The 13,516-nt window shown below is 37.4% G+C and carries 11 protein-coding genes and 3 tRNA genes; 7 read left to right on the forward strand and 7 right to left on the reverse strand.

Annotated features, from left to right (window positions below; genetic code table 11):
• Positions 1 to 4: 4 nt before the first annotated feature.
• The 5 genes from ACFX5U_RS13630 to ACFX5U_RS13650 all read left to right on the forward strand — a co-directional run bounded on the left by ACFX5U_RS13630 (position 5) and on the right by ACFX5U_RS13650 (position 3,137).
• Complete coding sequence (locus ACFX5U_RS13630; RefSeq protein ID WP_400261062.1) at positions 5 to 544, forward strand: hypothetical protein; 540 nt, start codon at positions 5 to 7, stop codon at positions 542 to 544.
• Positions 545 to 617: 73 nt separating this feature from the next.
• Positions 618 to 689 (forward strand) — tRNA-Arg (locus tag ACFX5U_RS13635).
• A 362-nt stretch (positions 690 to 1,051) separates the two neighbouring features.
• Positions 1,052 to 1,528 carry a GNAT family N-acetyltransferase gene (locus tag ACFX5U_RS13640; RefSeq protein ID WP_280566723.1) on the forward strand — a complete coding sequence of 159 codons (477 nt, stop codon included), beginning with the start codon at positions 1,052 to 1,054 and terminating at the stop codon, positions 1,526 to 1,528.
• Between the two features lie 69 nt (positions 1,529 to 1,597).
• Positions 1,598 to 2,449, forward strand: a complete 852-nt coding sequence (locus ACFX5U_RS13645; RefSeq protein WP_400261063.1) for a methylated-DNA--[protein]-cysteine S-methyltransferase — start codon at positions 1,598 to 1,600, stop codon at positions 2,447 to 2,449.
• Positions 2,450 to 2,528: 79 nt separating this feature from the next.
• Positions 2,529 to 3,137, forward strand: coding sequence for an alpha-ketoglutarate-dependent dioxygenase AlkB (locus ACFX5U_RS13650; protein WP_038699209.1), 609 nt, complete (start codon positions 2,529 to 2,531; stop codon positions 3,135 to 3,137).
• Positions 3,138 to 3,318: 181 nt separating this feature from the next.
• On the opposite strand, the gene ACFX5U_RS13655 is transcribed toward ACFX5U_RS13650, so the two are convergent.
• From ACFX5U_RS13655 to recR, 4 genes are all read right to left on the reverse strand, one after another.
• On the reverse strand, positions 3,319 to 6,717 hold the full coding sequence (locus ACFX5U_RS13655) for a DUF1080 domain-containing protein (RefSeq protein WP_400261064.1): 3,399 nt from the start codon (positions 6,715 to 6,717) through the stop codon (positions 3,319 to 3,321).
• Positions 6,718 to 6,737: 20 nt separating this feature from the next.
• Positions 6,738 to 7,337 carry a hypothetical protein gene (locus ACFX5U_RS13660; protein ID WP_400261065.1) on the reverse strand — a complete coding sequence of 200 codons (600 nt, stop codon included), beginning with the start codon at positions 7,335 to 7,337 and terminating at the stop codon, positions 6,738 to 6,740.
• A gap of 1 nt (position 7,338) precedes the next feature.
• On the reverse strand, positions 7,339 to 8,007 hold the full coding sequence (locus tag ACFX5U_RS13665; RefSeq protein ID WP_400261066.1) for a Gfo/Idh/MocA family protein: 669 nt from the start codon (positions 8,005 to 8,007) through the stop codon (positions 7,339 to 7,341).
• A 140-nt stretch (positions 8,008 to 8,147) separates the two neighbouring features.
• Positions 8,148 to 8,762 carry a recombination mediator RecR gene (recR, locus tag ACFX5U_RS13670; RefSeq protein ID WP_038699215.1) on the reverse strand — a complete coding sequence of 205 codons (615 nt, stop codon included), beginning with the start codon at positions 8,760 to 8,762 and terminating at the stop codon, positions 8,148 to 8,150.
• Positions 8,763 to 8,881: 119 nt separating this feature from the next.
• Between recR and ACFX5U_RS13675 the strand changes: the two genes are divergently transcribed.
• Positions 8,882 to 9,586: a TIGR00730 family Rossman fold protein gene (locus ACFX5U_RS13675; RefSeq protein ID WP_038702729.1), complete on the forward strand. Its 705-nt coding sequence runs from the start codon at positions 8,882 to 8,884 to the stop codon at positions 9,584 to 9,586.
• A gap of 125 nt (positions 9,587 to 9,711) precedes the next feature.
• Here the strand turns inward: ACFX5U_RS13675 and ACFX5U_RS13680 are convergent.
• Both ACFX5U_RS13680 and ACFX5U_RS13685 read right to left on the reverse strand, forming a co-directional pair.
• Positions 9,712 to 9,784 (reverse strand) — tRNA-Thr (locus tag ACFX5U_RS13680).
• 23 nt (positions 9,785 to 9,807) lie between these two features.
• Positions 9,808 to 9,880, reverse strand: a tRNA-Thr gene (locus ACFX5U_RS13685).
• Positions 9,881 to 10,159: 279 nt separating this feature from the next.
• Between ACFX5U_RS13685 and clpB the strand changes: the two genes are divergently transcribed.
• Positions 10,160 to 12,766, forward strand: a complete 2,607-nt coding sequence (gene clpB, locus ACFX5U_RS13690; RefSeq protein ID WP_280566712.1) for an ATP-dependent chaperone ClpB — start codon at positions 10,160 to 10,162, stop codon at positions 12,764 to 12,766.
• Positions 12,767 to 12,883: 117 nt separating this feature from the next.
• Here clpB and ACFX5U_RS13695 read toward each other — a convergent pair whose 3' ends face one another.
• The gene (locus ACFX5U_RS13695; protein ID WP_280566709.1) at positions 12,884 to 13,498 is read right to left on the reverse strand and encodes a hypothetical protein; all 615 of its coding nucleotides are present in this window, start codon (positions 13,496 to 13,498) and stop codon (positions 12,884 to 12,886) included.
• Between the last annotated feature and the right edge of the window lie 18 nt (positions 13,499 to 13,516).

The raw sequence follows: 13,516 nt of genomic DNA on the forward strand, positions 1-13,516 counted from the left end.
TATCATGAAAAAAATCATTAACAGCAGCAAATTAGTCCTGATCGCAGCGGTTCTCCTTTTCAACTCATGTAAAAAAGATGATCCTGCCCACGAACATGATAATGAAGAAATGAAAACCATGACTTTAAGTTTTACAGAAAAAACAACAAATGCCAAAGTCGAAGTTATCATCGATGCTACCGATACAAAAACACAGTCTTTAAACTTAAAAAAGGGCAACTATGATTTAGATATTAAATTAAAAGATTTTGAAGGACATGAGGTACAACAGGAAATTTCTGACGATGCCGATGAACATCAGTTTTTCTTCGTAGGCCCTACAAAGGAACAGATTACCTTTACGTATCTAGACCAACAAGTAGGTTTAAAAAGCAACTGGAAAGTATTAGATAAAGCAAGTGCTATTCCAATGAAAATTGTCTTGATGCACGGTCTAAATAAAACAAAGGTTACCGCAGCAGACTGGAACAATTCAAGCTACCAAAGCATTGGTGGCGGTACTCCAGACATTTCAGTAAATGTAACTTTAAATCTTATTGACTAAAGATGAGGGTGTTGGCAAGAGATTGCATTTAGCTATTTTCATTTTTCATGAAATAGTATATCTTTGCTAGCATGTCCCTGTAGTTTAATGGATAAAATTGCAGATTCCGGTTCTGTTGATATGGGTTCGACTCCCTTCGGGGACACACAAAAACAGCGTTTAATAGTATTAAACGCTGTTTTTTTATATAGGAATTCCATCCTTAATCTTCTATGAAATGATCGCATCAGCACATCCTTTTTTAGATAAACCTATCCTTGTCAAAAACATCATTTTTATGGAAATATCGTATATTTATGTAAGATCTAATCGGTGGGCTATTTAATAATAAAGTAGACATAATAACCTATTGAACTCCATAATAACACATAAATGCGAAGTTATACATCAATATTATTGTATTTAAAATGCAATATTAGTAAGTTTGAATAGCATCATGATTGCGAAACGCGAACAACAATCTGGAAGAATATAGCACTACACACCTTCAAACCCTCATCAGATAATTTGAAAACATATACTTTTCGAGCAGGAACATTAGATGACCGCGATGCGCTACAACAATTGTTTGTTGGTACGATCAAAACAGTATGTATAAAAGACTATAATTCGGAGCAAATCGAAATGTGGAGCTCTTCGATTCATAACGAACAGCGTTGGGCAGATATCTTAATACATCAATTTGTCTTGATAGCATTACATGGGAGTAAAATCGTTGGTTTTTGCACTTTAGACAAGTGGACATACATTGACCTACTTTTTGTGCATAAGGATTATCAGCGAATAAAAGTTGCCCAGCAGTTATATCATATTATCGAAGATGCAGCAAAGCGACAGCATATAAAGTTCATAACTGCCGACGTAAGCAAAACAGCAAAATCTTTTTTTGAAAAGATGGGTTTTAGTACCGTTCAAAAACAAGTAGTTAGGTTAAAGGAAATTAAATTTATCAATTATAAAATGATAAAAAATATCAATGCATAATAAATTGCGCATGTTTCGGATTGTATAATTCTGAAATCATGTTGAAATTTGTGTATTAATTAATATAAAATGGAAACACAATCAAGTCTTAATTATAATCGAGTTGCTTCCGCTATTGCGTATTTACAACATCATTTTAAGGAGCAACCTCATCTCGATGAAGTTGCAGCGGAAATCCATTTAAGTCCAGCTCATTTTCAGCGATTGTTTACGGAATGGGCAGGTACAAGTCCCAAAAAATTTTTACAATACATAAGCATTGAACACGCAAAAAAATTACTTGCTGAAAATAGGGATTTAACACTATTTGACACTGCCTATGAGACCGGTTTATCCAGCACAAGTCGCTTGCATGACCTGTTTATCAATATTGAAGGCATGTCGCCTGTTGAATACAAGAACGGAGGACAAAATCTGAGCATAAATTATCGTTTTGCCGACAGTCCGTTTGGCAAAGTTATCATTGCTTCTACAACAAAGGGTATTTGTTATATCGCCTTCGAAAGTAACGAAGCAAAAGCTTATCATGACCTACAGGCCAGGTTCCCAAATGCTTTATTCAATCAATATGCAGATGCATTACAGGAAAGTGCACTGATTATTTTTCGAAACGATTGGTCTACTTTATCAGAAATAAAACTACACCTTAAGGGGACCGATTTTCAGTTGAAGGTCTGGGAAAGCCTACTAAAAATACCCATGGGTAAGCTTGTTACGTATGGCGATGTCGCGCAAAAGATTGGAAATGCAAAGGCCTCTAGAGCTGTTGGAACAGCAATTGGCAGCAATCCCGTGGCCTTTCTTATCCCCTGTCACCGTGTCATTCAAGCATCCGGTATTACGGGTGGATATATGTGGGGACCTACGCGAAAAACAGCCATAATCGGTTGGGAAAGTGCTCAGCTAAATCAAGAAGAGTAAATTTCTTCAAGATTATATTGCGATGTCCTATTGCTGTTTTTACAATATTGAATTACAAAAGAACGTTAGAAAAGATACCATGAAATTATTTAATTACCCTGTTGATACAACAAAAAACTGGCTTCATCGAGATGGTACTGTTCATTATTATGGTACAATTCTGGACGTTGAAAGTGCGGATTACTATTTTCAGAAGCTTTTGACAACAATCGAATGGCGAAACGATGAAGCTGTTATTTTCGGTAAACATCTATTGACTAAGAGGAAAGTGGCTTGGTATGGTACAAAACCCTTTGAATATACCTATTCAAATACAACAAAACGGGCATTACCCTGGTCAAAGGAACTACTGGAATTGAAAAATATAGTTGAAGAAACAACTGGTGAAACTTTCAATTCTTGCTTATTGAACTTGTATCACAATGGAGAAGAGGGCATGGCTTGGCATAGTGATGGTGAGAAAGATTTAAAGAAAGATGGTGCAATTGGTTCTTTGAGTTTTGGAGCAGTCCGAAAATTTGCCTTCAAACATAAAATTAGCAAAGAAAAAGTTGAATTATATCTGGAGCATGGTAGCTTATTGATTATGAAGGATGAAACACAATCTCATTGGCTACATCGACTTCCACCGACAAAAAAAGTGTTTACACCAAGGGTTAATCTCACGTTTAGAACAATTACTGAATAGCTATAGTATATTCGTGGGAAAAAGAAATACCCGTAACCAATTCTAAATTAAACACGAGGACCTTGCGATATTTGGCAACAACTTGTACCGTAAAATCAAGGCAATCAAATGCCCTTATATTATAAAAGGTCCTTATTAGCATATGCAATAAGGACCTTTTCATGAAATGGAGTGATTAACGCTATTTCAATTTTTTAACTCTTATATTTTTAAAGAATACTTCAGATCCATGACCTAGGAAAGCCAAGTGTCCGGAAGTACGTTTCAACCCTGGATGAGCTTTACCGTCCAAAGTGCCATTTTTGCTTGCAGTTGCAATATCCGTATCAAGAATCAAGACACCATTCAATGTTACCTGAACACGATTACCTTTTACCACGATCTCTTCGCTATTCCACTCTCCTACCGGTTTCAAATGACCTTTTTTTGAAGTCGAGACACCGTATACAGAACCATGGTATTGATAAGGTTTTAAATCTTTATAGATATCAGCAGTATTATCTAAAATCTGAATTTCCATACCCTCATAAGCAGCATCTCCCTCTAAAGGGGCTCTGACACCTACACCATTGTTAGCACCATCTGTCAGTTTGAAATCAAACCGATATACAAAGTCTCCATATTGTTCTTTTGTGTACAGATTACCACCAAATTTAGCATCTGGCACTACCCTTAAGTGTCCTTCATCATTGATGACATAACCATCATTCTTCGTCCACTTATCTAAGTTTGTACCATCAAACAAAACCTCAAAGCCCTGTTTCTTTTCATCAGCACTCAATTGAAAGACTTCTTTTCTTGCCAGTTCTTTTACATAAATATCCCTGTAAGACACGACCGTACCATGCGCTTGCAATTCGATTTGCTCGGTTGGGAAAATAGATTGATTGCGATCCCAATAGTTTTCTAAAGGAACATTATCCGTCACCAATTTACCATTCAGATAAACAGTGACCTTGTCGTCAATCATCTTGATTTTAAACGTATTCCACTCTCCTAAAGCATTATCTGCTACCAATAAAGGTTTAGACTCCGCCTTTTGGTTATTATATAAACCACCAGATCCCACTTGTGCACCATCCTTTACCCTAGATATATCCCAAATTTGTACTTGAGGTGTACCCCGAAGGTAAATACCTGCATCGCCTTCCGAACCATTTTTATCCAACTTCCAATCGACTAACATTTCAATATCACCGTATTGTCTGATCGTTGCTATGTTATCTCCTTTTCCATTAAAAATCAATTCATCATTTTGAGCAGCCCAGCCTTGATTCATTTGTTCATCAGCTTTTACTTGAGCAGCAGCCAATTCTTTTTCAGTCATTTGACCTCTTTTAATTGGGTTTGCCACCAAACCTTTCCAGCCCGTCAAATCTTTGCCATTGAATAGACTTACAAAGCCTTCAGATTGTGGCATTTCGGCAAGATGCTTAATCACTGCTTCTTTTAAATACGAACTCTCGCTACCACTCAAATTACCAATAACTTCATTTAGAATATTGCGCACTTCAGTACCTACAAACGACTTATCATCCAACGCGATATTCATCGCTGTATTGATAGCAGCTCCCTTTAGATTGGGATCTTTCATGTATTTAGCTGCAAATACCATTGCTTGATAAGTACCCGTTGCTTGCAACGACCCTAACACTGCCTTTTTCTGATTGTCGGTTTTTGCTACAGCAAATGCATCCTTCAATAAAAGTGTCTTTTGATCATTGGTTATGATTGACTTATTGATATTTTTAACCAAGCCTGTAAAAACCTTTTCATTTAGAGAAGTCGATAAATCAGTTCTTGACAACTGGATCAACTCATTTAATGCTAAAGGTGTAGACCAATCAGCAATAGCTGCAACAGCTGCTTCTTTCAATGCAGGGTTATCTGTATTCAAATAATTAGTAACCGCATTCAATGACTCTTGATCACCTAATCTTGCGAAAATTGGAAAAAACTTCATCGCACTCGGTGCTGCAGAACGAGAAATATTTGCTGCTAGCTTTTGAATATGTTGATCTCTATTTTGACTTGATTGGATTACATTTGCAATCGCAACTTCCAGATTCTTTTTAGAAGCATCATCTGCATCGGCTAGCAAATTGACAAGGACATCTAAATCTTTTTCTTGAGCTACATTAGGTAATGCTTTGTTAATGGCTTTATTAACGTCTGGGTTTGAGCTTTTCAATGCCAATACCGCTTGAGACGAATTGCTATTCGCACGTGTGCTTAAAACATCCAATAACTGGATTTTCTTAGCATCATCTACGTTTGCCAAAGCATTATTCACTTCATCAATCGTATTGTCATTTTTCGAACTCAATATCAGCGCTTTGATTGATTGATTCAGCTGCTCATCAGCAGATAAATTAGCGATCAAAATCTTTGAATCAGCACCTTTCGTCAATAAATTGATGGCTGTTAGTCCAGCTAATTTAGCATGTGCATCTGTCGATTTATCAACAAGTTGCTCAATCGTTTTCAGCTGATCAATCGAGCCATTTTGTGCTATATAGTTAAATAGAGACTCCTGAACAGCAGGACTCGATTTTGCAGCAATTGCAAGTAATTTCTTAGTATCGTTTGCATCACCATACTGCTGTAACAAACCCAAGGCAACATGACGATAGACATTATTATCATTTCGTGCTGCAGCTAACAGATTTTTTTTCTGTTTTTTGGCATCAAGTGCTGTTAATAATGTTAAAGATCCTGCTTGTGCATTGATCGCTTTGATTTTAGATGCTTGTGCAAAAAGTGTGTTTAAATAAGAAATGGCTTCTGTATTTTTCTTGTTCTCGATTAAAGACTCTGCATAATCTAATCCTAAGCCAATACTATTCAAATTATCATAGCTGTAATTTGCAGCTTTAAGCTCTTTTTCAAAAATTGGTATCGCAGCAGTTCCACCGATTTTACTCAATGCGATAAGGGCTGTGCGCTTAAAGGAGTCTGATTTATATTTATCCAGTAAGGCAATAATAGCTTGTTCAGCCGATTGATTTCTAACATCACCAAGAGCTGTTACTACTGCTATAGCAGATTTCTCGTCTGAAACACTTGTTAACCCTTGGGCTAAGGCATCACTCGATTCCTTTGTATTAATAGAAACCAATGTACGCGCTGCGCCATCTGCCAAATAAGCATTGTTCAAATACGTCGATACTTTAGTCACGGCTGAATTTCCTGCACATTGACGTAAAAGACGTAACACAAACGCTTTATTTGTATCTTCTTTAACTGTACCTAATGCATCTAACAATCCTTGGACAAAGACTTCTTTTTGTTTTTCTTTTCCAGGTTGATTAACAAAAAAAGAATAGCTATTGGTCGCATATTCTACTTCCGCATTATTTTGTCCCTGTGGTTTCAATTGATTCAACATTGCCGAAATCTCATTTGATGTAAAGTTTTCCAACTCATTCATCGCGTATAAAAACTTCACCTTCTCATCAGCAGGTTGTTGCCCCAATACATCGGCTATTTTAGTAGCAGTTGTTCTATTTTGAGGTTGTTGTGCATAGGCTGCCCCTTGAAGTATTAATAAGGCAGATATGGTATTAAAAACTTTTTTCATTTTTTAGATAGCTTAAAGAATTACATTGACCAAGGGCCACGCATTGGTTGATAAATTAAACGGTTTGCAGCATCGTCATTAATAAATTCATCTTTCGTAGAATCAAATTTTAAAGAACGATTTAAACGTAGGGCAATTAAGCCCATATTGACCAATGTACATGAACGATAACCGTTTATTTCATTTAATGCAAATTTCTCACGCGTGCGTACTGATTCTAAGAAATCTGTAATTTGCGGAGCAGGCTCTGGATATTGTGCTAGTTTTCTTTCCATATCTGGTATGTCAGAAACGAAACCTTTATATAGTTTACCTTTTGGTCCATCTATATACGCCATTCCTTCGTCTTTACCTTCGCCATCTAAAATGATTTGGCAACCATCTGCGTAAGTATAAGTGATTCTTCTCCACGTTCCAACAGCATCACTATGCTGCTGAGGAGCATCCACTTCCACAGAAACAGGGCTTTCGCCATCTTTACCTAAGAAATATTGTACGGGATCTAAGTAATGTTGTCCCATATCGCCCAATCCTCCACCATCATAATCCCAATATCCTCTAAAGGTAGTATGCACACGATGCGTACTGTATGGTTTATATGGAGCTGGACCTAACCACATTTCATAATCCAGTTTCTGCAGGAGGTTGCTCTACAGGAAGATTCTCTTTACCTACCCAGTAGAATTTCCAATCGAAACCAGTATGCTTGCTAATGGTGACTTTCAATGGCCAACCTAACATTCCGGTATCCACTAATTTTTTAATCTTTTTTACAGGAACATTCATTCCGTAAAAATCATCACTAAAACGAAACCAAGTATTTAATCTAAAAATATTCCCATGTTGCGCGATTGCTTCTTTAACCTTTTTACCTTCCCCGATGGTCCTTGTCATTGGTTTTTCACACCAAATATCTTTTCCTGCACGAGCTGCTTCTAGAGACATCAAACCATGCCAATGAGGAGGAGTTGCGATATGTACGATATCGACTTCTGGATTTTTGATTAAATCGCGAAAGTCGTGATGCTCCTTAACACCACCACCTAACGTTTGTTGAGCAATAGCTAAATGCCTCGTGTCTACATCACAAATCGCTACCGTTTTTGTTCCTGCGTATCCAAAATGACCACGACCCATAGAACCTACACCAATAATACCTTTCGTGAGATGGTCACTTGGAGCCAAGTATCCTTGCCCCCCTAATACGAATCTAGGGACAATTGTAAATGCCGCTGCTCCTGTGATGGATTTCTTTAAGAAATCTCTTCTGGAGCTATTTTTTTCTTTCATACTTAAATTAATAAATGATAGATTGGTTTTGTAAGATTTAATAATTTGTTAAAATACGACTTTTCACTAAAAAGCAGGCCAAAAAAAAGCCTTGTCGAGTAACAAAGCTTTTACAACTATAAAAATAAAGGTTTCAGCCCCTATATAGCAGGCCTTTCATACAGTGTTCTTGTTGCTATTGATCTCCCTAAAGTCAATTCATCCACATATTCCAGTTCTCCGCCGAAGGCAATACCTCGAGCGATTGTAGTTATTTGAACATTGAATTCTTTTAATTTTCTATATAAGTAAAAAATAGTCGTATCGCCTTCCATAGTGGCACTTAATGCCAATATAACTTCCTTTATGCCTTGCTTTTGCATACGTTCTACCAAGGCATCTATTTTTAAATCAGAGGGACCTACACCATCCATTGGAGAAATCAGTCCACCTAATACATGATAACTCCCTTGATATGAGTTGGTATTCTCAATTGCCATAACATCTCGTGTATCTTCAACAACGCAAATAAGGGAATGGTCACGCTTTGAGGAAGTACATATTTCACATTCATCAAAATCTGAAATATTAAAGCAGATACGGCAGTATTTAATTTCTCCCTTTAATTGACTAATAGTTGACGTAAATCTACCCACCTCAGCATCCGATTGTTTCAACAAATGTAAAACTAATCTCAATGCGGTTTTTTGACCTACGCCAGGTAATCGTCCAAACTCTGACACAGCGTTTTCTAATAATTTAGAAGAAAAATTCATGTTGCAAATTTAATAATATATTAGACAAAGAAACTGCTCGAATTAAAAATATTCCTTATCTTGTATTCCCTTGAAATGGGTGGGAATACTAATTTTTACAATAACATTATAGAATGGATATTACAAAAGACGATAAAATAAGAAGTGCCTTTGAAAACAAGACGTGGCAAGAGATAAAAGTAAAGGATTCGTGGCAAATATTTAAAATTATGTCCGAATTTGTAGATGGCTTTGAAAAATTGGCTAAAATTGGTCCTTGCGTTTCCATATTCGGGTCTGCACGGACGCCTCAAGACCACAAGTATTATCAAATGGCTGTCGATGTCGCTAGCTTACTGACAGCGCGTGGATATGGTATCATTTCTGGTGGTGGCCCTGGTATTATGGAAGCCGCTAATAAAGGAGCATATGAATCTGGCGGTAAATCTGTGGGATTAAATATCGAATTACCATTTGAGCAATTTCACAATAGATACATCGATCGCGATAAATTATTAGAGTTCAATTATTTCTTTGTCCGGAAAGTTATGTTTATGAAATACTCTCAGGGGTATATTGTGATGCCTGGGGGATTTGGGACTATGGATGAATTGTTTGAAGCCATCACTTTGATTCAAACAGGGAAAATCGCACGTTTCCCGATTGTATTGGTCGGTTCAGAATATTGGGGTGGACTTTTCAAATGGATTCAGGACACCATGTTAGGTAATAAATACATCAGCGAGGAGGACTTGAAGTTATATCGAATCGTGGATACAGCGGAAGAAGCTGCTGACCATATCTTTAGATTCTACGATAAATATCTATTAAAACCAAACTTTTAAGGATAAAGTGCCAATCAAAAAGGGGTTCCATATGATAATTATGGAACCCCTTTTTGATTGGCTTAAAAAACGAATCTCCAGTTCTGAAAATAAAAAAAGGTCAATCTGTTTGAGATTGACCTTTGAGCCTCCTATCGGAATCGAACCAATGACCTACTGATTACAAGTCAGTTGCTCTACCAGCTGAGCTAAGGAGGCATCATGATGAAAGTTTAAAAAAGAGCCTCTTATCGGAATCGAACCAATGACCTACTGATTACAAGTCAGTTGCTCTACCAGCTGAGCTAAAGAGGCTTTTTTAAATAACCCTTTCGAATTATGATGGTGCAAATATCGAAACCTTTTACAACATAATCAAGCTTTCCGGCATTTTTTTTCAGCATAATTCAATAATTTTCTGAGAATCAAGTCATTTATTTTTATCCTCCACGTCAATTTGATCATTAAAACAATCTAAAACTGAAATTTTGTCATTTCACAATAAAAATAAGAGACATTTTTTCCGAAAAAGGAAAAAAAACAGGAATGGCATTTTGATTGTTATTCATGTATTAAATCAAATTAAAAAACACGATGAATTTCAATAACTACACCATTAAAGCGCAAGAAGCGATTCAAAAGGCTTCGGAGATTGGTAGCGGTAATCAACAGCAAGCTATTGAAACCGCTCATATACTTAAAGCATTGTTGACCGTTGACGAGAATGTTATCAACCATCTGTTGAAGAAATTAAATGTCAACATCACTTATTTAAGTGGAGAGCTAGATAAGCAGATCGAGGGATTCCCAAAAGTAAGTGGTAGTAATGTCTATTTAAGCAATAATTCAAATACAGCATTACAAAAGGCACAAAACTACTTGAAGGAGTTCAATGACGATTTTGTATCTGTTGAGCATCTCCTTTTAGGGATTCTAAATGCAGGTGATAAAACTTCGAGCTTACTAAAAGACCAAGGTGTCAATGAAAAAGACCTCAAACTTGCTATTAAAGAATTAAGAGGAAACAGCAGGGTAACGGACCAAAATGCTGAAGCAACCTACAATGCATTGGGTAAGTACGCTCGTAACTTAAATGAATTTGTAGAATCTGGAAAATTAGATCCTGTTATCGGTCGCGATGAAGAAATACGTCGCGTCATGCAGATTTTATCGCGTAGAACAAAGAACAATCCCATTCTGGTCGGTGAGCCTGGCGTTGGTAAAACTGCCATTGCCGAAGGAATAGCACATCGCATCATCAATGGGGATGCACCAGAAAACTTGAAATCCAAAATTGTATTTTCTTTGGATATGGGTGCTCTGATAGCAGGCGCTAAATACAAAGGTGAATTTGAAGAAAGGTTAAAAGCCGTTGTTAAGGAGGTTGCTGATAGCAATGGTGAAATTATCTTATTCATTGATGAGATCCACACCCTAGTTGGGGCTGGTGGTGGTGAGGGAGCTATGGATGCTGCAAATATCCTAAAACCTGCACTAGCTCGTGGTGAATTACGCGCCATTGGAGCAACAACACTGAACGAGTATCAAAAATATTTTGAAAAAGATAAAGCATTGGAGCGCCGGTTTCAAAAGGTAATGGTCGATGAGCCTACTACCCAAGATGCCATTTCGATATTACGTGGACTGAAAGAACGCTACGAAACGCACCATAAGGTACGCATACTAGACGAGGCTATCATAGCAGCGGTGGAATTGTCTACACGCTATATTTCGGATCGTTTTTTACCCGATAAAGCAATCGATTTGATGGATGAGGCAGCTTCCAAACTACGTTTAGAAATGGATTCGGTACCTGAAGTTGTTGACGAATTGAACCGTCGGATTATGCAACTAGAGATCGAGCGAGAGGCGATTAAGCGGGAACAAGATGAAAAGAAAGTGAGTGAACTTTCTGAAACGATTGCAAATTTATCTGCCGAACGCGATTCTTTGCGCGCTGCTTGGCAATCGGAAAAAACTTTGGTTGATAGTGTCAATCAAGAAATTGAAAATATTGAGCACTACAAGCAAGAAGCTGATCAAGCTGAACGTGCTGGAGATTATGGCAAGGTAGCAGAAATTCGTTATGGCCGAATCAAAGATGCGCAAGATAAAGTCGAAGAATTAAAAGCAGAATTAGCAGAGAAACAAGGTAGCAAACGCATGTTAAAAGAGGAAGTAACCTCTGAGGATATCGCCGATGTGGTATCGAAATGGACTGGTATCCCGGTTAATAAGATGATTCAATCTGAGCGAGATAAGCTACTTTCTCTAGAAGAGGAGTTACATAAACGTGTTGCCGGCCAGGAAGAAGCTATAGAAGCCATTGCTGACGCTATACGTCGATCAAGAGCGGGACTGAGTGATGCTAAACGGCCAATCGGCTCCTTTATCTTCTTAGGGACAACCGGTGTGGGTAAAACTGAACTGGCGAAAGCTTTAGCGGAATACTTATTTGACGATGAACATGCATTGGTTCGGATTGATATGTCTGAATACCAAGAACGCCATGCGGTATCTCGTCTTATTGGAGCGCCTCCGGGTTATGTAGGTTATGAGGAAGGTGGACAATTGACTGAAGCAGTTCGTCGTCGCCCATACTCAGTGGTTCTATTAGATGAGATTGAGAAGGCCCATCCTGATGTATTCAACATCTTACTGCAGGTATTGGATGATGGTCATCTAACCGATAACAAAGGTAGGACGGTGAATTTTAAAAATACCATCATCATCATGACCTCCAATACTGGGTCGCATATCATTCAGGAGAATTTCTCTCAATTGAATGATAACAACAGAGATGAGGTCATTGGAAAAACTAGAGGCGAAGTGTTTGAGCTGTTGCAAAAATCAATTCGCCCAGAGTTCTTGAACCGTATTGATGAGATCATTATGTTTACACCTCTAAGCAGAAATGAGATAGCGAGTATCGTGCGGATGCAGTTTAGCAATATACAAAAGCAACTGGCTGAACAAAATATATTTATTACGGCTTCTGATGAGGCAATGGATTGGCTTGCACAACTGGGTTATGACCCAATTTATGGTGCTCGTCCATTGAAACGGGTTATCCAAAAAAGAATTTTGAATGAGTTATCCAAAGAAATTCTTTCCGGTAAGGTGAATAAAGATGCCATTATCCAATTGGATGTCTTTGATGGACAATTTGTTTTCTTAAATAAAAACGAAATAGCAGAATAAAGGCACCAAGGCTATTACCAAAATAAAAGGGGCCAACGCATTAGCGTTAGCCCCTTTTATTTTGGTAATACTCAACTATAATTTGAAATACATCTTGAACACTTAAGCTTGTTACTGCTATTTTCCCCAAACATTTCTTTTTGTATTCGAGCTTTTATAGATTGTATAGGTGAAATAAGCAAACCCCGAAACGATAACAATTGCTAATATCAGACATCCTAAAACACCTAGCTGCTCGGCAATTGAAGCTAAAACATGCTTAATACCAGACCTTTTCCCACTTACATCGAGCGTTATCCCCGACTCTATTTCCTTCGCCATCATGACTAATGAATAACCAAAAAATGCCGAAGCTATTGTATACAACAGATTTCTTATCCAAGCCTTATTTTTAATAACCTCTACCCTTTCTTTCAGGCCTGAATGGATTTCAATTTGTTTAATAGCGTCCTCCAATTGAGATTCAGTTTCGAAATCTGCAACGATTGCTTGGTAAGCTTTTGCGTCGAATACTTCAATATCAAGAAGTGGTGGCTCATTACCAGCAATTGGAATCACCTTCTTTATTTGACTAAAGGGAATATATATAATATCATCTTCCAGTGTTTTGGACTCGCTTAGATACGCTTCTAATGAAGTATCTTCCAACTCCTTTTCTGAAAAATAGAATCCCTCATCTGTCATCCAACGTGTTTTAAAAACAAGTTCTTTACTTTGATAATACTGTTTCATATTGATTGTATGCTGTTA

Origin of the sequence: Sphingobacterium sp. SG20118 (assembly GCF_044740685.1) — a bacterium.
Taxonomy (GTDB): domain Bacteria; phylum Bacteroidota; class Bacteroidia; order Sphingobacteriales; family Sphingobacteriaceae; genus Sphingobacterium.

Bases quoted from the DNA above. Each gene is read 5' to 3' on its own strand.
- ACFX5U_RS13695 (WP_280566709.1), bottom strand. From the start codon at position 13,498: ATGAAACAGTATTATCAAAGTAAAGAACTTGTTTTTAAAACACGTTGG.
- ACFX5U_RS13630 (WP_400261062.1), top strand. From the start codon at position 5: ATGAAAAAAATCATTAACAGCAGCAAATTAGTCCTGATCGCAGCGGTT.
- ACFX5U_RS13655 (WP_400261064.1), bottom strand. From the start codon at position 6,717: ATGAAAAAAGTTTTTAATACCATATCTGCCTTATTAATACTTCAAGGG.
- ACFX5U_RS13645 (WP_400261063.1), top strand. From the start codon at position 1,598: ATGGAAACACAATCAAGTCTTAATTATAATCGAGTTGCTTCCGCTATT.
- ACFX5U_RS13665 (WP_400261066.1), bottom strand. From the start codon at position 8,007: ATGAAAGAAAAAAATAGCTCCAGAAGAGATTTCTTAAAGAAATCCATC.
- ACFX5U_RS13660 (WP_400261065.1), bottom strand. From the start codon at position 7,337: ATGTGGTTAGGTCCAGCTCCATATAAACCATACAGTACGCATCGTGTG.
- clpB (WP_280566712.1), top strand. From the start codon at position 10,160: ATGAATTTCAATAACTACACCATTAAAGCGCAAGAAGCGATTCAAAAG.
- ACFX5U_RS13650 (WP_038699209.1), top strand. From the start codon at position 2,529: ATGAAATTATTTAATTACCCTGTTGATACAACAAAAAACTGGCTTCAT.
- recR (WP_038699215.1), bottom strand. From the start codon at position 8,762: ATGAATTTTTCTTCTAAATTATTAGAAAACGCTGTGTCAGAGTTTGGA.